The sequence below is a fragment of the Sphaerisporangium melleum genome, assembly GCF_014646695.1.
Classification (GTDB): Bacteria; Actinomycetota; Actinomycetes; order Streptosporangiales; family Streptosporangiaceae; genus Sphaerisporangium; species Sphaerisporangium melleum.
The window spans coordinates 102,531-124,504 of record NZ_BMNT01000014.1 but is presented as its reverse complement, the minus strand read 5'-3'; the positions used below and the strand labels follow the sequence as shown (position 1 = coordinate 124,504).

At 71.9% G+C, this 21,974-nt stretch carries 22 protein-coding genes; 5 read left to right on the top strand and 17 right to left on the bottom strand.

Going from position 1 to position 21,974, the window contains the following annotated elements; genetic code table 11:
* Positions 1 to 17: 17 nt before the first annotated feature.
* A complete protein-coding gene (locus tag IEY93_RS14380) occupies positions 18 to 437 on the bottom strand; it encodes an ATP-binding protein (RefSeq protein ID WP_189163544.1) in 420 nt (139 codons plus the stop codon).
* A gap of 234 nt (positions 438 to 671) precedes the next feature.
* Between IEY93_RS14380 and IEY93_RS14375 the strand changes: the two genes are divergently transcribed.
* Both IEY93_RS14375 and IEY93_RS14370 read left to right on the top strand, forming a co-directional pair.
* Positions 672 to 1,490: a helix-turn-helix domain-containing protein gene (locus IEY93_RS14375; protein ID WP_229691124.1), complete on the top strand. Its 819-nt coding sequence runs from the start codon at positions 672 to 674 to the stop codon at positions 1,488 to 1,490.
* Positions 1,481 to 1,678: a DUF397 domain-containing protein gene (locus IEY93_RS14370; RefSeq protein WP_189163542.1), complete on the top strand. Its 198-nt coding sequence runs from the start codon at positions 1,481 to 1,483 to the stop codon at positions 1,676 to 1,678. Before IEY93_RS14375 ends, IEY93_RS14370 begins: the two co-directional genes overlap by 10 nt.
* A 106-nt stretch (positions 1,679 to 1,784) precedes the next feature.
* Here the strand turns inward: IEY93_RS14370 and IEY93_RS14365 are convergent, their stop codons facing one another.
* Complete coding sequence (locus IEY93_RS14365) at positions 1,785 to 2,585, bottom strand: SDR family NAD(P)-dependent oxidoreductase (RefSeq protein ID WP_189163541.1); 801 nt, start codon at positions 2,583 to 2,585, stop codon at positions 1,785 to 1,787.
* A 74-nt stretch (positions 2,586 to 2,659) separates the two neighbouring features.
* On the opposite strand from IEY93_RS14365, the gene IEY93_RS14360 reads away from it, so the two are divergent.
* Positions 2,660 to 3,235: a TetR/AcrR family transcriptional regulator gene (locus IEY93_RS14360; RefSeq protein WP_189163540.1), complete on the top strand. Its 576-nt coding sequence runs from the start codon at positions 2,660 to 2,662 to the stop codon at positions 3,233 to 3,235.
* 329 nt (positions 3,236 to 3,564) lie between these two features.
* Here IEY93_RS14360 and IEY93_RS14355 read toward each other — a convergent pair whose 3' ends face one another.
* The 8 genes from IEY93_RS14355 to IEY93_RS14320 form a co-directional block, all read right to left on the bottom strand.
* Entirely contained in the window at positions 3,565 to 4,170 is a 606-nt protein-coding gene (locus IEY93_RS14355) for a response regulator transcription factor (protein WP_189163539.1), read from the bottom strand.
* Complete coding sequence (locus tag IEY93_RS14350; RefSeq protein WP_189163538.1) at positions 4,167 to 4,349, bottom strand: hypothetical protein; 183 nt, start codon at positions 4,347 to 4,349, stop codon at positions 4,167 to 4,169. The genes IEY93_RS14355 and IEY93_RS14350 overlap by 4 nt, the downstream gene beginning before the upstream one ends.
* Positions 4,346 to 5,491, bottom strand: a complete 1,146-nt coding sequence (locus IEY93_RS14345) for a sensor histidine kinase (protein ID WP_189163537.1) — start codon at positions 5,489 to 5,491, stop codon at positions 4,346 to 4,348. The genes IEY93_RS14350 and IEY93_RS14345 overlap by 4 nt, the downstream gene beginning before the upstream one ends.
* Before the next feature lie 4 nt (positions 5,492 to 5,495).
* On the bottom strand, positions 5,496 to 6,233 hold the full coding sequence (locus IEY93_RS14340; RefSeq protein ID WP_189163536.1) for an ABC transporter permease: 738 nt from the start codon (positions 6,231 to 6,233) through the stop codon (positions 5,496 to 5,498).
* Between the two features lie 2 nt (positions 6,234 to 6,235).
* Complete coding sequence (locus tag IEY93_RS14335) at positions 6,236 to 7,126, bottom strand: ABC transporter ATP-binding protein (RefSeq protein ID WP_189163535.1); 891 nt, start codon at positions 7,124 to 7,126, stop codon at positions 6,236 to 6,238.
* Between the two features lie 289 nt (positions 7,127 to 7,415).
* Entirely contained in the window at positions 7,416 to 8,261 is an 846-nt protein-coding gene (gene hisG, locus IEY93_RS14330) for an ATP phosphoribosyltransferase (protein WP_189163534.1), read from the bottom strand.
* 77 nt (positions 8,262 to 8,338) lie between these two features.
* Complete coding sequence (locus tag IEY93_RS14325) at positions 8,339 to 8,602, bottom strand: phosphoribosyl-ATP diphosphatase (protein ID WP_189163533.1); 264 nt, start codon at positions 8,600 to 8,602, stop codon at positions 8,339 to 8,341.
* Between the two features lie 224 nt (positions 8,603 to 8,826).
* Complete coding sequence (locus tag IEY93_RS14320; protein WP_189163532.1) at positions 8,827 to 9,726, bottom strand: NAD(P)-dependent oxidoreductase; 900 nt, start codon at positions 9,724 to 9,726, stop codon at positions 8,827 to 8,829.
* Positions 9,727 to 9,815: 89 nt separating this feature from the next.
* On the opposite strand from IEY93_RS14320, the gene IEY93_RS14315 reads away from it, so the two are divergent.
* Positions 9,816 to 10,127, top strand: coding sequence for a winged helix-turn-helix transcriptional regulator (locus tag IEY93_RS14315; RefSeq protein WP_372444477.1), 312 nt, complete (start codon positions 9,816 to 9,818; stop codon positions 10,125 to 10,127).
* A 226-nt stretch (positions 10,128 to 10,353) separates the two neighbouring features.
* On the opposite strand, the gene IEY93_RS14310 is transcribed toward IEY93_RS14315, so the two are convergent.
* The 6 genes from IEY93_RS14310 to IEY93_RS14285 all read right to left on the bottom strand — a co-directional run bounded on the left by IEY93_RS14310 (position 10,354) and on the right by IEY93_RS14285 (position 18,752).
* Positions 10,354 to 11,328, bottom strand: coding sequence for an ABC transporter ATP-binding protein (locus tag IEY93_RS14310; protein ID WP_189163531.1), 975 nt, complete (start codon positions 11,326 to 11,328; stop codon positions 10,354 to 10,356).
* On the bottom strand, positions 11,325 to 12,443 hold the full coding sequence (locus tag IEY93_RS14305) for an ABC transporter ATP-binding protein (protein ID WP_189163530.1): 1,119 nt from the start codon (positions 12,441 to 12,443) through the stop codon (positions 11,325 to 11,327). Before IEY93_RS14305 ends, IEY93_RS14310 begins: the two co-directional genes overlap by 4 nt.
* Entirely contained in the window at positions 12,440 to 13,315 is an 876-nt protein-coding gene (locus IEY93_RS14300) for an ABC transporter permease (protein ID WP_189163529.1), read from the bottom strand. Before IEY93_RS14300 ends, IEY93_RS14305 begins: the two co-directional genes overlap by 4 nt.
* Before the next feature lie 63 nt (positions 13,316 to 13,378).
* Complete coding sequence (locus IEY93_RS14295; RefSeq protein WP_189163528.1) at positions 13,379 to 14,365, bottom strand: ABC transporter permease; 987 nt, start codon at positions 14,363 to 14,365, stop codon at positions 13,379 to 13,381.
* Between the two features lie 64 nt (positions 14,366 to 14,429).
* Positions 14,430 to 16,145 carry an ABC transporter substrate-binding protein gene (locus IEY93_RS14290; RefSeq protein ID WP_189163527.1) on the bottom strand — a complete coding sequence of 572 codons (1,716 nt, stop codon included), beginning with the start codon at positions 16,143 to 16,145 and terminating at the stop codon, positions 14,430 to 14,432.
* 171 nt (positions 16,146 to 16,316) lie between these two features.
* A complete protein-coding gene (locus tag IEY93_RS14285; RefSeq protein ID WP_189163608.1) occupies positions 16,317 to 18,752 on the bottom strand; it encodes a glycoside hydrolase family 2 protein in 2,436 nt (811 codons plus the stop codon).
* Positions 18,753 to 19,145: 393 nt separating this feature from the next.
* Between IEY93_RS14285 and IEY93_RS14280 the strand changes: the two genes are divergently transcribed.
* On the top strand, positions 19,146 to 20,162 hold the full coding sequence (locus tag IEY93_RS14280) for a LacI family DNA-binding transcriptional regulator (RefSeq protein WP_189163526.1): 1,017 nt from the start codon (positions 19,146 to 19,148) through the stop codon (positions 20,160 to 20,162).
* Between the two features lie 114 nt (positions 20,163 to 20,276).
* Here IEY93_RS14280 and IEY93_RS14275 read toward each other — a convergent pair whose 3' ends face one another.
* Positions 20,277 to 21,809: a DEAD/DEAH box helicase gene (locus tag IEY93_RS14275; RefSeq protein WP_307837574.1), complete on the bottom strand. Its 1,533-nt coding sequence runs from the start codon at positions 21,807 to 21,809 to the stop codon at positions 20,277 to 20,279.
* Between the last annotated feature and the right edge of the window lie 165 nt (positions 21,810 to 21,974).

Below are 21,974 nucleotides of genomic sequence, written 5' to 3'. Positions count from 1 at the left end.
GGCGCACCGCCGGAACCTCAGCCCGCCACAGCACACCAGATGATCTTGCCGCCACCGAGGGGGTAGCGGCATCCCCAGCGGGCGGCCAGAGCGTTCACCAGCCACAGACCCCGGCCGCCCTCGTCGTCCGGTGCCGCCGCCTTGAGCCGGGGAAGGCTGCGGCCGGCGTCCCACACTTCGAGCACGACCAGGGCACCCGCCTGGTGGAGGTCGATCCAGATGTGACCGGGGCCGGCGTAGCCTTCCAGCGCGCCGATCTCCCACGTCGCCTTGACGGCGTTGGTCGCGAGCTCCGAGGCGATGAGCTCGGCGGTCTCGAGGATGTCCTGCCTGCACCACTTCGATAGCACGCGCCTGACGTGTTCGCGCGCGTGGGACGCGGCCTCCGGTTCGGCCTTGATCTCCAGGTACTGCTCCCGCGCTCTGCCGCCGCCCATCGGCCGCCTCCACGATACGAGTCGGATGTCAGGTGCCCGGCGATGCGGAGCGTCCAATTACGGTCGCAGTCGAAAATCCTCTGCCGCCGGGCACGAATTCGCCTTACCATCCTGTAGTCGGCCGGATACTTTCCGTAGCCGAATGAACTCACCGAAAGGCACTCCCCCGGTGATGCCGTGGTGAGCTTGTGGGGCGTGCCATGGCATGGCGAAGGCGAGGGATAGATGGGCAGATTGACCGATATCGACCCGCATTCATCGGGCGCGGCCCGGTTCTCGTACGAGCTACGGCGGCACCGGCTCAAGGCGGGTCTGACCCAGGAGCAGTTCGGCCGCAGGGTCGGCTACTCCGAGAGCCTGATCGGCATGGTCGAGACCTGCCGACGCATCCCCACAGAAGGCCTCGCCCAGTTGTGCGACCAGGTCTTCGGCCTCGACGGCGTCATGCACGCCCTCTACCTGGATGCCTGGCCACCGCTGCCCCCGGTTCCCGAGCATTTCCGCGACTGGGCCGCCGAGGAACTCCGCGCGACCGCACTGCGCCTGTGGGACCCACTTCTGATCCCCGGCCTGTTCCAAACCGAACAGTACGCCCGATGGATCATCGAATGTGCCCCTGGGATCACGGCCGAGGAGATCGACCGACGCGTGGCGGGCCGAATGCAGCGTAAGAAGGCGCTGACGCTCGACGACGGCCCCATGGTGCTGGCACTCCTCGACGAGGGCGTTCTCCATCGGCCGATCGGCCATGCTGCGGCCATTCGCCGGCAATTGGAATATCTCGCGGAGGTTGCGCAGCACCCTAAGGTGACCATCCAGATAGTGCCCTACGGCGCAAAGGCCGGGGCGGGACTGATCGGCGCATTCGGCATAGCGGAAATGCGCGGTGTCCCATATACGGTATATGTGGAGGCTCAGCCACATGGCCGGACGATCGGCGAACGAGGAATGATCGCCAAGCTCGTCACCCGGTACGACGCCATTCGCGGCGAAGCCCACTCCCAGTCACTGTCTTTGCGGATGATCGAGGAAGCGGTGCGGAAATGGACCTGAGCCAGGCCCGGTGGCGCAAGTCGAGTAAGTCCGGCGACGACGGCGGCATGTGCGTCGAGGTGGCGGCCAACCTGCCCGGGGTCGTCGCCGTCCGCGACTCCAAGAATCCCAGCGGCCCCGTCCTGACCTTCCCCCCGGAGGCCTGGGCGAAGTTCCTCCACGCCACGAAGACCGGCGAGGTGGCCTGAGTCGCGTAGTCCGCTCGCCGCCGGCTCGCGCGGCCACACGCGAGCCGGCGGCGGAGGCCTTCAGGGGCGGACTCTCCGGAACAGGCGATGACCTGGCCTGGTGCGTTCAGAAGGCGCCGCGGACCGTGCCGCCGTCGACGCGGATGGTCGCGCCGCTGATGTACTCGGCATAGGGGCCGCACAGGTAGGCGACGGCGCCCGCGATCTCCTCGGGCCTGCCGTAACGCACCCGGTCGTTGGGCACGATCTCGCGGACGGAGTTGTACTCGATCTCCTCCCAGGTCTCTCCCCAGCCGCGCCCGGGCGACAGCTTGACCAGGAAGTCCCGCACGGCCGGGACGAGGATCGCGCCGGGTGCCACGACGTTGGAGGTGACGCGGGTGCCGGCCAGGTCGCGGGCGAGCGAGACGGCGAGGTTGTGCCGGGCCGCGAGGGAGGCGTTGTAGTGCGGGTGGCTGCTGAACGGTTGCGTGCTCAGGCCGCCTCCGATGGTGACGACCCGCCCGTAGTCGCGATCACGCATGGCGGGAACCAGACGCTGGATCATCCGCACCCCGGACACGACATTGGTGTTGTAGGTGTCCTGCCAGACGTCGGCGGTGGCGTCGGTCCAGTTGAGGTGCTCGTACGCGCCGGCGTTGTTGACCAGGATGTCGACGTCGCCGCCGGCCAGAGCGCTCTCGGCCGTCGCGTCCGCACCGGCGTCGGTGGCAAGGTCGCCCACCGCGACCGACGCCTTTCCGCCGCCGGCGGCGATCGAGTCGGCGACCGCCTGTGCCCGCTCGGCGTTGCGGCCGTGGATCACGACCGCGGCACCTTCCCGGGCGAGCAGCCGGGCGGTGGCCTCGCCGAGTCCGGACGTCGATCCGGTGATCAGGGCGCGACGCCCGGTGAGCTGCAGATCCATGAGAACTCCTTGAGCCGAAACTTTGTCTACATTCGTAGACTACATGACAAGTTATCAGCTGTAGACTTGCCGGCATGACGCACCCCACCGCCCGGCCCCGCAACGCCGCGGCCACCCGGCAGGCCATCCTGACCTCGGCGATCACGGCCTTCACTCGGCACGGATACGACGGGGTGGGCGTCCGCGACATAGCCGCGGACGCCGGAGTGACGGCCATGCTGGTCAACCGCTACTTCGGCTCCAAGGAAGGGCTGTTCACCGAGGTGGTGGACGTCTCGTTCGCCGAGCCCACGATGGTCCCGCCCGGCCCGGCCGACCTGGCGGCCGAGACCGCCGGCGCGCTGGTGGCCCGCACCGCCCCTGAGGCGGACCACCTTGGACCGTTCGAGCTGATGCTCAGGTCGGCGGCCAACCCGAGAGCGGCGGAGATCATCCGGGCCGGCATCGAGAAGCACGTCGGCGCCCGTTTCACCGCCGCCCTGAATGGCCCTCACGCGCGGGAACGCGCCGAGCTGGGGCTCGCCCTGCTGGCCGGCACCTGGCTGCTGCGCCGCCTCGTCGGCACCTCGGCGCTGCGCGACGCCGATCCCGGCCTGCTGACGGCCCAGGTCACCCGCATGTTGTCGGTGGTCGTCGAGCCCCCGGCCTAGCCGGTGCGCCGTCCATGAACGTTCACCGGCTCGGGCGCCGTGGCAGGCGCCGGCATCGCCGTACCACGACCCGCCGACCCGGCGCCGATCATCTCCAGCACGTTGCCGGAGGGGACGGCCGCCCCCCGATGAACGCAGGTGATCAGGGCACTGGTGTCCCGCGCCGGAAGTTCACCCGCCAGGCCGGTGATCCCGATGGGTCTTCTCCGTTCGACCTGCTGCATCGCAGGCGACTTCGCCGACGGATTTCCGCGCAGGACACCGGCCAGGGCCGGTCGGCGAGCGGGGGGTTTCGCACCTGCGTGCGAGTCACTTCCCCAATGGGGCGGTCAGAGCCAGCCTTGGGATTGGGCTCTTTGGACGGCTTCCATGCGGTTGCGGGTGTGGGTCTTCTGGATGGCCGTGGACAGGTAGTTGCGGACGGTGCCCTCGGACAGGTGGAGGCGCAGGGCGATGTCGCCGATGGTGGAACCGTCGGCGGCGGCGGACAGCACGTCGCGTTCGCGCGGGGACAGCGGGTTCGGGCCGGCGCTGAGGGCGGCGGCGGCGAGAGCCGGGTCGATCAACCGCTCGCCCGCCCGTACGCGCCTGATCGCCGCGGCGAGCTCCCGGGCCGGGCTGTCCTTGACCATGAACGCCACCGCGCCCGCCTCCATCGCCCGGCGCAGGTAGCCGGGCCGGCCGAACGTCGTGAGGATCATCACCCGGCAGCCGGGCGTCGTACGGGCGATCTCGGCGGCGGCCGTGATGCCGTCCATCACCGGCATCTCGATGTCCAGCAGGGCGATGTCGGGCTTGGTCTCGCGCACGACGGCGACGGCCTCCTCCCCGGTGGCGGCCTCGCCGACGACCTCGATGTCGGCCTCCAGGCCGAGCAGGGTGGCCAGAGCGCCCCTGACCATCGCCTGATCCTCGGCCAGCACCACTCTGATCATGCGCCGCTCCCGGGGGTGTGGACGCCGGGCACCGGCGTGACGCGGCGCGGCCGGTGAGTGCGCCGGACCACGCGCGGATGCTCGCTGCGCCAGGTCACGTGCGCGTACTCGGTGCTCCGCATCATGCGCGCGTACTGGCTGCGCCGGATCATGCCCGGGTGGGCCGTGCGCCGGGTCATGCGGGGGTTCCGACCGGGGCCGGGACGGTGACGCGCAGGTGGAAGCCGCCACCGGCGGAGGCGCCCGCGTCCAGGGTGCCGCCGGCGGCCTGGACGCGCTCGGCGAGCCCGGCCAGGCCGCTGCCCGGCTCGCAGGGGCCGCTCCCATGGCCGTCGTCGGTGACCTCAAGACCGGCCGTGCCCTCGTGGTGGGTCACGGCGATCTCGCACCTGCGGGCGCGGGCATGGCGGACGACGTTGGTGACGCCTTCCCGCACCGCCCAGCCGAACAGGTCGTCCAGCGCGTCCGGCAGTGGTGTGCCGACGGTGCGCACCGTGGCGGTCACTCCGGCGGCGTCCAGGGCGGCACGGGCGCTGTCGAGCTCCTCCGCCAGGGCGCGCCGCCGGTAGCCGGTGACCGCTTCGCGGACCTCCCGCAGCGCCGAACGGGCCACCTGCTCCACGTCGCCGATCTCGCGGACGGCGTCCGGCGAGCCGGCCTCGGCGAGCCGGCCGGCCAGCTCGCTCTTGAGCACGATGAGCGACAGACTGTGGCCGAGCAGGTCGTGCAGGTCGCGGGCGATGCGCAGGCGCTCCTCACTCGCCGCCAGCCGCGCCACCTCGCTCTGCGCCCTGTGCAGCCGGTTCACCAGCACCCGGGTGTTGCGCACGCTGATGAACAGCACGCCCAGCGTGACGACCTCCACCACAAGGAGCACCACGGTGTCGCCGTCGGCGTCGGCGACGAGGCAGTCGACCAGCACGACGACGGCCATGCCGGCGATGCCGGCCAGGGCCGCTCGCATGGGCAGGGCCATGCTCATCACGACGGTGGCGTAAATGGGCAGCGCCACCCAGCCACCTTGGAAGATCAACGGGAACACCACGGCCATCAGGACGAACACGGCCAGCAGCGGGTGGGTCCACCGTCCGGGCTCGCCATAGCCCTTCGGGCTCAGCACCGTGGCGATGTAGCAGGCGACGAAGGCCACCAGTGCGGCCACCGCCCAGTACGCCTTGGCTCCGGTCAGGGCACCCGAGACGATGTCGGACACCGGGTAGAACAGGTAGACCAGGCCGAAGGAGGTGCCCATGAGGCGCCGCCAGCGGGGTGCCCTGCCCTCCACCCCGCCGAAGGTCAACACGCTGCTCAGACGCCCCATGATGTCAGGCCCGCACCGTGGCCCTGCGGTAGGCGAAGACCGCCAGCCCGCCGAGCGCGACGGCCCAGCCCGCGAGCGCGGCGACCGACGACCCCGGCGGTGTGCGGCCGGCGACGATCTCCCAGCCGATGGAGGCGTAGTCGTAGGACGGCAGTGCGCGGGCGATGGTCTGCATGGCCGAGGGAAGCATGTCGACGGGGAACCACAGGCCGCCCAGCAGTGCCAGGCCGAACATGCCGATCATCGCGATCGGCTGGGCGGTGTCCGGCCGCGTCAGCGATCCGATGGCCAGGCCGAGCGCGGCGAACGGGATCGTGCCCACCCACATGGCCGGGATCAGCGCGGCCCACTGCCCCGCCGACAGCGACACGTGCTGGGTGAGCACCGCGGCCAGCACGACCAGCAGCAGTGCGGGCAGCACCAGCACCAGCGCGGAGAGGAGCTTCACCGCGATGATCATCCAGTTGGGCAGCGGGGTGATCTGGAGCTGGCGTAGCCAGCCGCTGTGCCGCTCCTGGGCCCAGGGCACGGCGGTGGACATGATGGAGGCGGCCAGAGCGCCGTACGCGCCCATCGACACCATCAGGATCACGGCCGCACGCGTGCCGGTGCTCTGGTCGGTCTGGTCGCCGTAGAGGTTGGCGTACAGCAGGTAGAAGGCGAGCGGGAACGCCACGACGAAGATGATGAAGCGCTTGTTGCGCAGCATCCGGAGAGCTTCGATCTTGAGGTAGTGCGGCATTGTCACGCCTCCGAAGGCCGGGTCAGAGCGAGGAACGCGTCCTCCAGGTCGGCTCCATGGATCCGCAGGTCGCTGATCTCCAGTGTGGTCGCCCGGTAGAGCGCCGCCACGGTCGCGTCGGTGTCGGTGGTGCGCAGCGTCGCCCGGCCGGACAGGATGGTGACGCCGGTGACGCCGGGCAGCGCGTCGAGCCGGGCGGCCGGCTGGGCCCCGAGGAAGAACTCTACCGACGTGCCGCCGGCGTCGGCCTTGATCTGGGCGGCCGTGCCGTCGGCGACCACCTGGCCGCGGGCGATGACGATCACCCGGTCGGAGTTCTCGTCGGCCTCCTCCAGGTAGTGGGTGGCGAACAGTACGGTGCGGCCTTCGGCGGCATAGGCACGCATGTCCTGCCAGAAGGTGCGCCTGGACTCGACGTCCATGGCGGCGGTCGGCTCGTCGAGCACCAGCAGCCTGGGTGAGCCGGCGATGGCCAGGGCGAAGCGTACCCGCTGGGCCTGGCCGCCGGACAGCCGGTCGGCGCGGCGCGAGGCCAGATCGGTCAGGCCGGTGACCCGCAGCAGTTCGGTGAGCGGCAGGGGGTCGGGGTAGAGGCGCCGGACGAAGTCCACCAGTTCGCGGACGGTGAGCTCGGGGATCAGCGTCCCTTCCTGGAGCATCGCGCCGACGTCGCCCGCGGCGACGGCATCGTCGGGGGTGCGGCCGAAGACCCGGACCTCCCCGGCGGTGGGCCGGGTCAGGCCGAGCAGCATGTTGATCGTCGTGGACTTGCCGGCGCCGTTCGGGCCGAGCAGCGCGACCGTGCGCCCCGGCTCCATGGTGAGGTCCAGGCCGTCCACCGCGAGGACCTCGCCATAGCTCTTGCGCACACCGGCTAGGGAGATGGCGTTCATGGCGTTCACGCTAAAACGCGCCGCGGGAGATGCTCAGTGCCGCCCGTCCGGCCTTCGGGATGACATTTGTCAGACGGCCCGGGCGCCCGGCCCGGCCTCGCACTCCGCTCGCGGGGCGAGAAGAGGCAACAAGGCCGGGCCGGGCTCGGCGTGGTGAACAGCGTCCCGCCCGGGGCGCCGGTGACGACCGGGCGGGAACACCGGGCTCGGACGTGGTGCGGCCGGCGCCCGCGGGCTCAAGGACCGCCGGCTCAGTGACCGCAGGACCGCGAGCTCAGGGACCGCGGGCTCAGAGGCGGCAGGCGAAGATCGCGGTGGCCAGGACGGCCTTGGCGCCGAGCTCCCAGAGCTGGTCCATGATCTGCTGGTGGCCCTTGCGCGGCACCATGGCGCGGACGGCGACCCAGCCCTCGCGGTGCAGCGGCGAGACGGTGGGGCCCTCCATGCCCGGGGTGATCGCGATGGCCTCGTCGATGCGCTCGGCCCGGATGTCGTAGTCGATCATGACGTAGTCGCGGGCGACCAGCACGCCCTGCAGCCGGCGGACGAGCTGCCTGACCCCCGGGGTCTCCTCGGCGCCGGCCTGCTTGATCAGCGCGGCCTGGGAGTGGGCGATCGGCTCGCCGAAGACCTCCAGGCCGACGTTGCGCAGGGTGGTGCCGGTCTCGACGACGTCGGCCACGGCGTCGGCGACGCCGAGCCTGATCGCGGTCTCCACCGCGCCGTCGAGCTTGATCACCCGGGCGTCGACGCCCATCTCGGCCAGGTGCTTGCCGAGCAGCCCGGCGTAGGAGGTGGCGATGCGCATGCCCTGGAGGTCTTTGACCGTGGCGAACGCGCCGGGTCTGGCGGCGAAGCGGAAGGTGGAGACCCCGAAGCCGAGCGGCATGATCTCCTCGGCGGGGGCGCCGGAGTCGGCGAGCATGTCCACTCCGGTGATGCCGGCGTCCAGCGTGCCCTCGCCGACGTAGACGGCGATGTCGCGCGGGCGCAGGAAGAACAGCTCGCAGGAGTTGTCGGGGTCGATGACCACGAGTTCCTTGGAGTCTCTGCGGGGGCGGTAGCCCGCCTCCTTCAGCATGGCCTGGGCGGACTCGGTGAGCGCGCCCTTGTTCGGTACGGCGAGTCTGAGCATGGGTTTCGGCGGTCCCTTCTGATCGGGGAACAGGTCGTCGGGGGACGATGTCGTCGGCGCGGGCCGGGCGGGCCGGCCTAAAGATGCTTGTAGACCTCGTCGAGGCCGATGCCCCTGGCGATCATGAGGACCTGGACGTGGTAGAGCAGCTGGGAGATCTCTTCGGCCGCCCGGTCGGTGGACTCGTGCTCGGCCGCCATCCAGCTCTCGGCGGCCTCCTCCACGACCTTCTTGCCGATCGCATGGACACCGGCGTCCAGGGCGGCGACGGTGCCCGAACCGGCGGGACGGGTGCGGGCCTTCTCTGACAGCTCGGCGAACAGCTCTTCGAAGGTCTTCATTGTCTCTCTCACGTCGGTGGGCCTGCCCGTCAAGAGTAGTCGGCGAGCGGGGCGGGCCGTGCTCGCCACCCCGTCCGGCGGGGAGCCCCCGATCCGCCGCCCCGGTGGGGTCGCGGCGGGCTCTCGTGCTCGAAGTGCTCTGGCGGCGAGACGGCCTGCCCCCGGGGAACCGGCCGCCCGGCTCGGCGCGGCCACCCCCGGGCAGGGGCCGGAGTCCTGCCGGCTCAGCGTTCGGCTCCTCGAGGGTTGAGGATCTCGGTGATCCGGAGAAACCCGTCCGTACCGTGCCCACGGCCGATGGCCCGGCGGGCCAGGCCCTCGGCCGCGCGCATCACACCCGCCTCGATGCCATGCGACTCGGACCAGCGGACGATATGGGCCATGGACGACACCGCCGAAGTGATCGGGTTGCCTTCGCCGGAGAACCTGCCGTCGTCCACGTCCTGCGCGCCCTGTCCGAAGAGCGGCGGCAGGACGGCGCCGATTCCCTTGGCGAACGGCGCCAGCTCCCGCGCGGTGATCCCCTCCGTCCTCGCCACCGCCAGGGCATGGGCATAACCCGTCATCGCAGTCCAGAAGATGTCGAGCAAGGCGATGTCGTACGCGGCCGCCCTGCCGATGTCCTCGCCAAGGTGGGTGTGCGTGCCCCCCAGAGCCTCCAGTACCGGCCGGTGCTTCTGGTAAAGCTCTGCCGGGCCACTGTGGAGGAACACCGCAGCCGGAGTTCCGATGGTCGGGGTCGGCGTCATGATGGCGCCGTCCAGGTAGCCGATGCCGTGCTCGGCCGCCCAGGCCGCAGTGTCCCGGGCCCGGTCAGGGGTATCGGCGGTCAGGTTGACGACCGTACGCCCCTTGAGCGCTTCGGTGACCGTGCCGCGGCGAACGACGGCGTCGGCCGCGTCGTAGTTCACCACGCAGATCACCGTCAGCCCGCTCGCGGCGACCGCCTCTTCGGGCGACCCGGCGCCGAACGCGCCTCGCTCGACCACCTCCCGGCCGGTGCCCGGCGTCCGGTTCCAGACCGTGAGGGGCAGTCCGGCATCCAGGAAGGCGCCGGCCAATGCCCGGCCCATGGGTCCCAGACCGAGCACGGTGACGGCAGACTGTTCTCGATGCGAGATCATCACGCAACTCCTGCATAGATGTCGGCAAATACAATGAACGGGCGGTGAAGATGACGCGAAGCCGGGCTCGGGACCCGAATGTCTGCGGGGTGACCGCCGCGATCGCCGTGATCGACGGCAAGTGGAAGACGACTCTGCTCTGGCTCCTGGAGGGTCGCCCGCACCGTCCCGGGGAGCTGCGCCGGCGATTGCCGGGGCTCACGGAGAAGGTGCTGACGCAGACACTTCGGGAGATGGAGGCCGACGGGCTGGTCCACCGAGAGGTGCACGATGTACGGCCGCTGAAGACCGTGTACTCACTGACCGTGTTCGGCCGCGAACTCTCCGAAGCGCTGGCGCCTGTTTCAGACTGGGGTCATCGTCGCCTGGAGAAACTGAGCGAGACCCAGCCGGTCTCCTAGCGCGGCAACCTCCTCGTCTCGCCCGCATCCGGCGGCCCTTCGGTCGCCCACGACCAAGCTTCCGGTCGGCTTGGCCTGGCCGACAAGTACCCACAAAAAAGTGGCTACGAGGATGAGCCGGACCCGGCCTCCTCCGCCGCGTTCCGCCGGACCGCCAAGGACGCACGGCGATCGCGGGGTTCCTGTCCTCGGACGTGCGGGGAGTCGCCGCTGGCGGAGCAGGCGGTCAGGAGCGGTGGGACGGTGCGCCGGCGTGCAGGAGGCAGGCGACCTGATGGCCCTCGCCCACGGCGACCGTGGGGATCTCCCCGGCGCACGCGTCGGTCGCGTGCGGGCAGCGCGGCCGGAACGGGCAGCCGGCCTGCGGCAGCGGCGGCCGCACGCCGCGCCGCCGCGCGGCGGCGTCGCCGTCATCCCGCTCCCGGGCCGCGCGCGGCGTGGCGGGGTCGGGGGCGGCGCTCTCCAGCAGGCGGGTGTAGGGGTGGGCGGGGCGGAGGATCACCTCGTCGGCGGGCCCGCGCTCGACGATGCGCCCGCCGTACATCACCATGATCTCCGAGGAGAAGTAGCGGGCGGTGGCCAGGTCGTGGGTCACGTACAGCACGGCGAGGTCCTGCTCGCGCTTGAGCCGGTCGATCAGGTTGAGGATCTCCAGCCTGATCGACACGTCCAGCATCGAGACCGGTTCGTCGGCCAGCAGCACCTTCGGGCGCGGCGCGAGCGCGCGGGCGATGGCGACGCGCTGGCGCTGCCCGCCGGACAGCTCGTGCGGGTACCGCCGCGCGTACACCTCCGCCGGGGTGAGGTTGACCCGCTCCAGCAACTCGTGCACTCCGTGCCGGACGTCTCCGGTCACGCCGTGGATGCGCAGCGGCCGGCGCAGGTGGTGGCCGACCGTGTGGGCGGGGTTGAGCGAGGCGAAGGGGTCCTGGAACACCATCTGGACGTCCTTGCGGTAGCGGCGGGTGGAGCGCACCGGGTCGCCGTCCAGCAGGATCTCCCCGGAGGTGGGGCGGGTCAGCCGGGCGAGCACGCGGACGATGGTGGACTTGCCGCTGCCGCTCTCCCCCACCAGGGCCGTGGTCCGCCCCGCGGTGAGGGTGAAGGACACCCCGTCGACCGCGCGCAGTGTCCGCCTGCGCCGCCCGTCGCGCACCGGGAAGTGCTTGCTCAGGTCCGTCACGGTCAGGGTCGTGGTCATGTGCGGGCACCTCCGTGGTCGCGGACGCCGGTCTGGTGGCCGCCGGGTTCAGGGTCGCCGGGCGGCCGCGACGGGCGGAGGCCGCCGGCGTCCTCCGCGGTGAAGCGGCGCGCCGCGAGGCCGGGATCGGGACCGGCCGGGCGCAGCGTACGGTCGTGCTGCAGGCAGGCGGCGGTGGTCGCCCCGACGGGCAGCGGCGCCGGGGTGACCTCGCCGCAGGCGTCGAAGGCGTACGGGCAGCGGGGCGCGAAGGAGCAGCCCGGCTCGACCAGCGACAGGTCGGGCGGGCTGCCGGGGATGCCGTGCAGCACCCGCCGCTCGCCGCGCAGACTGGGGAAGGAACCGAGCAGGCCGACGGTGTAGGGGTGCGCGGGTGCGGCCATCAGGTCGCGCGCGGTCCCCGACTCCACGATGCGCCCGCCGTACATGACGGCGAGCCGGTCGCTGATCTCCAGCAGCAGTGACAGGTCGTGGGTGATGAACACGACGGCGAAGCCGAACATCGCGCGCAGCCGGTCGATCTCCTGGAGGATCTCGCGCTGCACCACCACGTCCAGGGCGGTGGTCGGCTCGTCCAGCACGACGACGTCGGGGTTGAGCGCCATGGCCATCGCGATGAGCACCCGCTGGCGCATGCCGCCGGACAGTTCGTGCGGGTAGGACGACAGGCGGGCGCGGTCGATGCCGACCAGGTCGAGCAGTTCCCCGCAGCGTTCCTCGCGGGCGCGGCGGCTCATTCCCGGCTCGTGGGTGGCGAGCACGTCGGCGAGTTGCCTGCGGACGCTGATGACCGGGTTGAGGGCGTTCATGGCGCTCTGGAAGACCATGGCGATGCGGCGCCAGCGGAACCGGCGCAGTTCCTCGCCGCGCAGGGCCAGCACGTCCACCTCCTCGCCGTCCCCGGCGCGAAAGACGATCTCGCCGCCGGTCACCGACGCCGGGGGGCGCAGCAGCCGGGTGAGGGCGTAGGCGAGGGTGGACTTGCCGCAGCCGCTCTCCCCGGCGATGCCGAGGACCTCTCCGCGGTCCAGTTCCAGGCTGACGCCGCGCACGGCGTGGGTGGGGCGCGGGCCGCCGTAGACGACGCTGAGGTCGCGCACCGACAGGACGCTCATGAGGTGGCCCTCCGCAGTCGCGGGTCGATGATCTCGTCGATGCCGAAGTTGATCAGGGACAGGCCCGCGCCGAGCACGGCGATGCACAGCCCGGGCGGGACGAACCACCACCAGGCCCCGGTGGACAGCGCCGAGGCGTTCTGGGCGAAGTACAGCATGCTGCCCCACGAGCCCGCCGAGCCGCCGGCCAGTCCGAGGAACGACAGCGCGGCGTCCAGCAGGATGCCGCCGATGACGGCGAAGACGAGCTGGGCGGCGATGATGGGCACCAGGTTGGGCAGGATCTCGAACACCATGATCCGCCAGCCGCGCTCGCCGCTGACCCGGGCGGCGTCGACGTAGTCGCGCCCGCGCAGTGACAGGGTCTGCGCCCTGATCACCCGGGCGGGCCCGGCCCAGCTCGTGATCGTGATGGTCAGTGCGAGCGCGACCGGCCCGCCGGTCTCCAGGTAGTCGGTGATCAGGATGACCAGCGGCAGGCCGGGGATCACCAGGAACACGTTGCTCAGCAGCGAGAAGCCCTCGTCCAGCCAGCCGCCGAGGTAGGCGCCGAGCACGCCGACCAGCAGCGAGATCACGGTGGCGAGCACCCCGACGACCACGCCGATCGTCAGCGAGCCGCGGGTGGCGACGAGCAGTTGCGCGAGGACGTCCTGGCCGGTGTTGGTGGTGCCGAGCCAGTGGCCGGCCGAGGGTGGCATCAGCCGCTCGTACCCGATCTCCTCGGGGTCGCCGGCGAACAGCGGGCCGAGCACGCCCGCCAGGACGAAGAACCCGGCCACGGCGAGGCCGGCGATGAGCTTGCCGGAGCGCAGCGGCCGCCGGGGGCCGGCGGGCTCGGCGGTGACGGCGGGGGCGGTGACGGCGGTCATCGGCGCACGCCCTGCGCGTGCCCGGGAACCGTCGCCGGCTCGGATGCGGGGATGGTCATCGGCTCACGCCTTCCGGGTCCGGGGGTCGATGACGCCGTACAGCAGGTCGACCAGCAGGTTGGCGCCGAGCACGGCCAGCGAGATGATCAGGAAGATGCCCTGCATGAGCGGGTAGTCGGCGTTCTGCACCCCTTGCAGCAGGGCGAAGCCGATGCCGGGGTAGGCGAACACGACCTCGGTGGCCAGCAGCCCGCTCACCACGAAGCCCAGCGAGATCGCGAATCCGGCGACGCTGGGGAGCACGGCGTTGCGCGCGGCGTAGGCGAGCATGACCCGCCGCGGCGACAGGCCCTTGGCCTCGGCCATGACCACGTAGTCCTCGGCCATGGTGGACACCATCATGTTGCGCATGCCGAGCATCCATCCGGCGACCGAGGACGCCACCACGGTCAGCGCGGGCAGCGCTCCGTGGGAGGCGACGCTGGCGGCGAACGCCAGGGTCGGGCCCATCTGCACGCCGGCGTAGTCGTAGCCGCCGTTGAGCGGGAACCAGCCGAGTCCGAGGCCGAGCACGTAGAGCAGGATCAGCGCGAGCCAGAAGTACGGGATCGCGGCCAGGAAGGTCGTGGCCGGGATGAGCGCGTCCACCGCGCCGCCCCGGCGCCACCCGGCCAGCATGCCGAGCCCGAGTCCGAGGACCACGGTGACCAGCAGGGCCACCCCGGCCAGGCCGAGCGTCCAGGGCAGCGACTGGGCGATCACCGTGCTCACGGGGGTCGGGTAGTAGGTGACCGACAGCCCGAGCCGGCCGTGCAGCAGGTTGCCCACGTAGCCCAGGTACTGCTGCCAGAGCGGGTCGTCGCTCACCCCGAACTGCAGCTCCAGCGCGTGCCGCGCCTCGGCGGGCATCGGCTGGCCGCCCTGGGCGGCCCGCGCCAGCATGATGTCGACCGGGTTGCCCTTGATCAGGCGCGGGATCGCGAAGTTCAGCGTCACGGCCGCCCAGAGCGCGACCGCGTAGAAAACGATCTTGCGGCGCAGGTATCCCATCGCCCCTCCTTTCCTTCCCGGGCGGCGCCGGCGCCCGGCCGGCGCCGCCCGGGCGCGTTCGGGGTCAGGGAACCGGCACCAGGTTCTTGGCGACGATCGCGCCGTCGGGCACGTAGAACGGCAGGGCCAGGGCGTAGGGGTTCTCCTCGCTGGGCCATCCGGTGGCGTGCAGGGTGCGGAACTCGGCGAGCGCGCTGGACTGCTGGATCGGGATGTAGGGGACCTCGGCCACCACCTGCTCCTGGATCCGCTGGATCGCCTGCTTGACCGCCTCGGTGTCCTCCGGCGGGGTCTGGGCGATCGTGCTCAGCGCGGCGTCGACCACGTCGTTCTTCCAGCGGGCCTGGTTCTGGCCGGCCGGCGGGACGTTCGCGCTGTTCAGGATGTTGTTGTACATGTAGTACGGGCCGGGGCCGCCCCAGGCGTTCCAGATGTGCATCTGGAAGTCGCCGCTGGTCTGCGCCGCGCTGAAGGCGTTGAAGGACACCTCCTTGGACTTGAACTCGATGCCCACCTCCTTGAGCTGCTGCTTGACGATCTGCATGGTGCTGATGTAGTCGGTCCAGCCGGTGACGACGGTGCAGGTGATCGACAGCCGCTTGCCGTCCTTGGCGTAGACGCCGTCGGCGCCGCGCTGGTAGCCCGCCTGCTCCAGGATCTGCCGGGCCTTGGCCGGGTCGTACTCCAGCTGGGTGTTCGCGAACTGCGGCGCGATGTAGTCCTGGTACTGGGGCAACACCAGGCCGAGCGGGTTCGGCATCTTGCCGAGGCCGGCGAAGGCCAGGTCGATGATCTTCTTGCGGTCCAGGGCGACGTTGACGGCCCGCCGGACGGCCACGTCGGTGAACGGCGCCTTCTTCAGGTTGGGCACCAGGTTGGTGACGTAGAGGAAGGACTCGTTCTTGTACTTGTTGTGCTCGGGATCCTTGGCGACGTACTGCTTGTCGATGTCGGGCATGAACAGCCCGCTCCAGTCGAGCTGCCCGGCGGCCAGGGCGGTGGTCGCGGCGTCGCCGCCGTTGAAGGAGTAGAACCGCATGCCGGCGATCTTCGGCTTGCCGGTCTCCCAGTACTGCGGGTTCTTCTTCAGCACGTAGGTCTGCGGGGAGAAGTCGCCCAGCACGAACGGGCCGGTGCCGACCGGGTTCTTGTTCGGGTCGGTGGCCGGGTCCTTGATCTTCTCCCAGATGTGCCTGGGGACGATCCACGACTGGCCGGCGATGTTCCACAGCCGGGTGTAGGCGGGCTCCTTGAACTTCAGCGTGACCTCGGTGGCGCCGGTGGCCTCGACCGAGGTCATGACGTTGCCGCCGGAGTTGATACCGCTGTTGAGCTTGGGGTTCTTCTTGGCCAGTTCGAAGCTGAACGCGACGTCCTCGGCGGTGAGCGGCCGCCCGTCGCTCCACTTGACGCCGGGACGCAGGGTGAAGGTGAGCGTCCTGCCGCCGTCGGCGAACCGGTAGGCGGTGGCGAGCTGCGGCTGGACGTCCCCGGCCTTGGCCTGGTTGAAGAACATCAGCGGCTCGTAGATCATCCCCTGCACGCCGTGCAGGGGCGTCGGGGTGAAGGGGTTGAAGTTGGCCGTGTTCTGCCCGCTGGCCCCGGTGTAGACGTCCAGGATCCGCGTGGCGGCCGCGGCCGAGGACGTGGAACCCGCCGTGGCTCCGCCGCCCGCGGCGACCGGTGGGGCCCCGCCGCCGGTGCAGGCGGCGGTCAGGCCGAGCGCCAGCATCGCGCCTGTGAGCACGCCGGGAAGCCGCCGGGGGGTGGTTCGTCGCATCGCTTCTCCAAAGGGTCGGGGGGCGGGCCTTTTACACGACTTCCGTCAAGCCGATGAAACTTTCATTTCTCAACCGGTTCAGTAAGCAGCTGCGGCCGGCCGCCGAATCAGCGCCGCGGCCTGGTGCGGCGGCCTCGCCCGGTACGCCGCGCCGGGCGGGCGACGTGGCGGTCACGGCCGGGGCTCGTTCACACAGCGCAGCACCGGGTGGGCGGTCAGCGCCGCGAGGTCCAGGCCGCCCGGCGAGCGCACCGTGAAGGTGACGCTCTCGCCGGGCAACAGGGTGCGCAGCATGTCGTCCACCTCGGCGGCCGGGTCCAGCCGGTCGGGGAACAGCGCCAGCTCGCGCACCAGGGTCCGCGCCGTGACCGTGACCCGCGCGCCGCCGGCGACGGGCTCGGCCACCGCGTCGAACTCCGCCTCCGGAAGAGCTGCCTCGGTGTCCTCGGCGAAGAACCGCAGGGCGGTGTGCCCCTCCAAGCGGGCCGTCAGCAGTTCCTTGGCCGCATCGCCCGGCTCGGCCAGCCGGGCGGGCAGGCGCACCGGCAGCGTGCCGCGGGCGGGCACCGCGACCGCCAGCCGCTCCTCGGCCAGCGGCTCGCCGCCGAGCCCGCGCCGGGTCACCGCGAGCTCCCCGGCCCACTCGCCCGGCGCGTCGTTGACCAGCACGAGTGCGCCGTCCTGGAAGGTCAGCAGCCGGTCGGCGTAGGCCCGGCGCAGCGCGTACCACAGGGGTTTGCGCCGGCCGTCGCCGTCCACCGCCGACCAGGAGACCACCGGCCAGCAGTCGTTGAGCTGCCACACGACGCTGCCCATGCAGTGCGGCGCGAGCGCGCGGAATCGTTCGATACCAAAGGCGATGGCGCGCGCCTGGTTGAGCTGGGTGAGGTAGTGCCAGTCGTCGAAGGTGGCCGGCGCGGGCAGGTGGGCGCGCAGGCCGCGCATCAGCTTCTCGGCGCCGTCGACGGCCTTCTGGTGGTGGGCCAGACCGGGCGAGGCCGGGGTGAGCGGGTCGTCGCTCAGCGCGCGGCGCAGCGTGGCGTAGGCGGGCGGGCCCTGGAAGCCGTACTCGGCGACGAACCGCGGACGGTAGGCCGCGTAGCGCAGGTAGTCCTCGCGGTTCCACACGTCCCAGATGTGGACGGTGCCGCGGGCGGGGTCGTTCGGCGGCAGCTCCGGGGAGCCGGAGTACGGGCTGCCCGGCCAGTAGGGCCGCGCCGGGTCGAGCTCGGCCACCAGGCGGGGCAGCAGGTCGAAGTAGAACCCGGCGCCCCAGGTGCGCCCGCCGAGGCGGTCGCGCCAGCCCCAGTCGGCGAAGCCCTCGATGTTCTCGTTGTTGCCGTTCCACAGCACCAGGCTGGGGTGCGGGGCCAGGCGGGTGATGTTGTCGCGGGCCTCGGCCTCGACCTCCGAGGCGAACGGCTCCTCCTCGGGGTAGGCGGCGCAGGCGAACGGGAAGTCCTGCCAGACCAGCAGGCCGCGCCGGTCGCACAGCTCGTAGAAGTCGTCGCTCTCGTACAGGCCGCCGCCCCAGACGCGCACCAGGTTGACGCCGGCCTCGCACGCCTGGTCCAGCCGCCTCACCAGGCGCTCGCGGGTGACGCGGGCGGGGAAGCAGTCGTCGGGGATCCAGTTGACGCCCCGGGCGAACACCGGGACGTCGTTGACGACCAGGGTGAAACCGTCGCCTGAGCGGTCCAGTCGCACGGCGCGGAACCCGACCCGTCTGCGCCAGGAGTCCAGCGGCGCGCCCTCGGCGGAGGCGCCCGAAGCGGTCTCCTCCGCAAGGCGCACCTCCAGCGGGTACAGCGGCCGGCCGCCGTGGCCGCGGGGCCACCACAGCTCCGGCTCGGGCACCTTCAGGGTGAGCACGGCCTCCCGCTCCCCCGGCGCGAGCAGGGCGCGCGCGCTCACTCCCGCCACCGAGGCGGTGACGGCGAGCGGGGCCGCGGGGCCGTCACCGTCGGCCCGCTCCACGGTCACGTGCGCCTCGACCCGGCCGTCGCGCCCCTCGGCGGTGACCTGCGGCCGTACGGCGGACAGGCGGGCGCCGTCCCAGGCGTGCAGGCCGATCGGCCGCCAGATGCCGGAGGTGACCAGGGTGGGACCCCAGTCCCAGCCGAAGTTGCAGGCCATCTTGCGGATGAACTGGTAGGGCTCGTCGTAGGCCCCGGGGCGATCGCCCAGCCGCGCACGCTGCCCCTCGGCGTAGGTGTACGGGGAGGTGAACACGACCCGCAGGGTGTTGGCGCCCTCGCGCAGCAGGTCGCGCACCGGGAAGCGGTAGGAGCGGTGCATGTTCGCCGTGGCGCCCACCTCGGCGCCGTTGAGGTGGAGGGTCGCGACGGTGTCCAGCCCCGCGCAGACCAGGTCCACCCGCTCGGCGTCCTGCGCCCCGCTCCAGTCGAACGTCGTCTCGTAGGCCCAGGTGGTGCGGCCGATCCAGGTGAGCCGGCTCTCGTTGTCGTCCAGGTAGGGATCGTCGATGAGACCGGCCGCGAGCAGGTCGGTGTGCACGCAGCCGGGGACGGCCGCCGGGATGCCGGCGATGTCCACCTCGTCCGATACGGCGGTCAGGGTCCAGCCGTCGTGCAGCGGACGGTACATGCCCAAGTGTTCTCTCCTTCGGGAACGGGCCTTCGGCGATCGAGGGCGGGACGGCCCGCGTACGCGGTGCTCGTCACGGGGCGGCCGACCGGCGGGGCGGCGCCGGTCCTTGGAACACGCCTTGTCCTTTCGGAAATCGGACGACTCTGAACCGGATAAGCACCGTGAAACTACGGTTCGCGTGTCAAGGGTGTCAACGGCTCGTCACCGGCGCTCCCGATTCACGGCCCGCGACGCCTTCCGCGCGCGGGGAGGCGGGCGGCGCGCGGCTCTCCCCGCGGGGCCGGGCGCCGGCCGCCGCACCGCCGATGACCGGCCGTTCCGCGGGGATGGGAGCGTAGTAAGGTACCGGCAGACCCGATCGGTCTAGACCGGTTCAGTGAGGGAGCCGCCGTGAAACGCCCGACGATCGCCGACATCGCCCGTCAGGCGGGGGTGTCGAAGGGGGCGGTCTCGTACGCGCTGAACGGCCAGCCGGGGGTGTCGGCGTCCACCCGGGCGCGCATTCTGGCGATCGCCGACGAGATCGGCTGGCGGCCGAACAGCGCGGCACGGGCGCTGAACGGCGCGCGGGCCAACACCATCGGCCTGGCCCTGTGCCGGCCGGCGCGCTTCCTCGGCGTCGAGCCGTTCTTCATGGAGCTCATCAGCGGCATCGAGGGCGAGCTGTCGGCCCGGTCGTACGCGCTGATGCTCCAGGTGGTCACCGACCACGACGAGGAGATGGCGGTGTACCGCCGCTGGTGGGGCGAGCGCCGCGTCGACGGCGCCATCCTCGTCGACCTGCACACCGGTGACGCGCGGGTGGGCGAGGTGGAGGCCATGGGCATGCCGGCGGTGGTGCTCGGGGACCCCTCCGGCTCGGGGTCGCTGCTGCCGGTGTGGTCCGACGAGGAGGCGGCGGTCCGCGAGACCGTGGAGTACCTCAGCGCACTCGGCCACCGCCGCATCGCCCGGGTCGCCGGACTGCCCAGGCTGCTGCACACCGTGCTGCGGGACGAGGCGTTCCGCGCCGTCTGCGCCGGCCTCGGCCTGGACGAGGCGGCCACCGTGCACACCGACTACACCGGCGAGCAGGGCGCCCGCGCGACCCGCAGGCTGCTCAGCTCGGCCGCGCGGCCGACCGCCGTGGTCTACGACAACGACATCATGGCCGTGGCCGGGCTGTCGGTCGCCCAGGAGATGCGCCTGGACGTCCCGGGCGACCTGTCGATCGTCGCCTGGGACGACTCCCCGCTCGCGCAGGTGGTCCGCCCGCCGCTCACCGCGCTCACCCGTGACATCCCGGCCTACGGCGCGCACGCCGCGCGCCGCCTGCTCTCCCTGATCTCCGGCGATCCCGTCAGCGCCTACGAGGACGACCCGGCCCGCCTCACCCCCCGCGGCAGCACCGCTCCCCCGCCGGTCTAGCCCATCTGCGCCGTTGACGGCGGCGAGGCCGGGCACTCCGGTCCTGTCCCTCCGTATACGCCGAAGGCGCAGTCGCGGGAAGCGACTGCGCCTTCGATCGAGGCGATGGGCCGGTCAGCGGGGGGAGCTGTGGCCACGGCGGGGGCTGTTGCGCGCGTCGCGGGACGGGCGCTCGCTCTGGAACCCCCGGCCGGGGCGCTCGCCCTGGTAGCCGCGCGCCGGACGGTCGCCCTGGTGGCCGCGGGGGCGGTCGTGCCCGGCGGGCGCGCCGTCGCGGCGGTCGCCGTCCTCACGGGCGCGGTCGTGGAAGCGGCGCGGCCGGCGGTCACCGCCGCCCTGGCCGCCCTCACGGCGGGGACGCTTGGCGGCGACCGGGGCCGGCTCCCACACCGGTACGGCCACGCCGCTCGGCGTCTGCGCGCCCGCGACCTCGGCCAGGCGCGGGTGTCCCGGCGTGGCCTTCAGCCGGAACGGCCGGATGCCGGCGCGGCGGGTCATCGAGTCGGTGGAACGGCGCTCGTCGGGCAGCACGAGGGTCATGACCGTGCCGCGCTCGCCGGCCCGGGCGGTACGGCCGCCGCGGTGCAGGTAGCTCTTGTGGTCCATGGGCGGGTCCACGTGCAGGACGAGGCTGACGTCGTCCACGTGGATGCCGCGGGCGGCGACGTCGGTGCAGACCAGCACGTCGACCTTGCCCTCGCGGAACTCCGACAGGATGCGCGTGCGCTGGTTCTGCCGCTTGCCGCCGTGCAGGCCGCCGGAGCGGACGCCGACCCGGGCGAGCTGCTTGACCAGCCGGTCCACGCCGTGCTGGGTGCGCACGAACATGATCGTGCGGCCCTCGCGGCTGGCGATCTCGGCGGTGATGGGGAACTTGTCGTCCTTGCTGACCTGGAGCACGTGGTGCTCCATCGTCTCGACCGGCGAGGTGGCCGGGGCCAGGGAGTGGGTCACCGGGTCGGTCAGGAAGCGGCGGACGAGCTTGTCGACGTCCCCGTCCAGCGTGGCGGAGAACAGCAGACGCTGCCCGTCGGCCGGAGTGCGCTCCAGCAGGGCGCTGACGACCGGGAAGAAGCCGAGGTCGCACATGTGGTCGGCCTCGTCGATCACCGTGACCCGCACGTCCTCCAGCGAGCACTCGCCCTGCTGGATCAGGTCGGTGAGCCGCCCGGGGGTGGCGACGACGATCTCGACGCCCCGCCGCAGCGCCTCGATCTGCCGGCCCATGGACATGCCGCCGACGACGGTCTTGGTCCGCAGGGACAGGCCCCGGCCCAGCGGCTCGAGGGCGTCGGTCACCTGCATGGCCAGCTCACGGGTGGGGACCAGGATCACGGCGAGCGGGCGGCGCGGCGCCGCCTTCACCCCGGCGACCCGGGTCAGGGTGGGCAGGCCGAACGCGAGGGTCTTGCCCGAGCCGGTCTGGCCGCGGCCGAGCACGTGCCGGCCGGAGAGGATGTCGGGGATGGTGGCCCGCTGGATGGGGAACGGGCTGGTGATGCCCTGCCGGGCGAGCGCGTTGATCAGGGGCTTCGGCAGGCCGAGCAGGGAGAACTCCGCCGGTGCGACGGCCGCTTCGGCGGCGGGGCCGCCGGTCGCCTCCGCGACGGGGGCGTCGGCGGGCATGGCGGTGTTGGTGCTGGTCACGATAGGTCGTGCCTTTCGGTCGAAAAGACATGGCACGTCACTTCTGCGAAAGGACGAGCCGGGGCGCGCGGCCCGTGCCGCGCGTGAAACGGGGAAGGCGTCCGTGGAGGACACCGAGGCGGCGCGTCGGTCGCGCACGCACATGAACACCACGTCTGAAAGTGG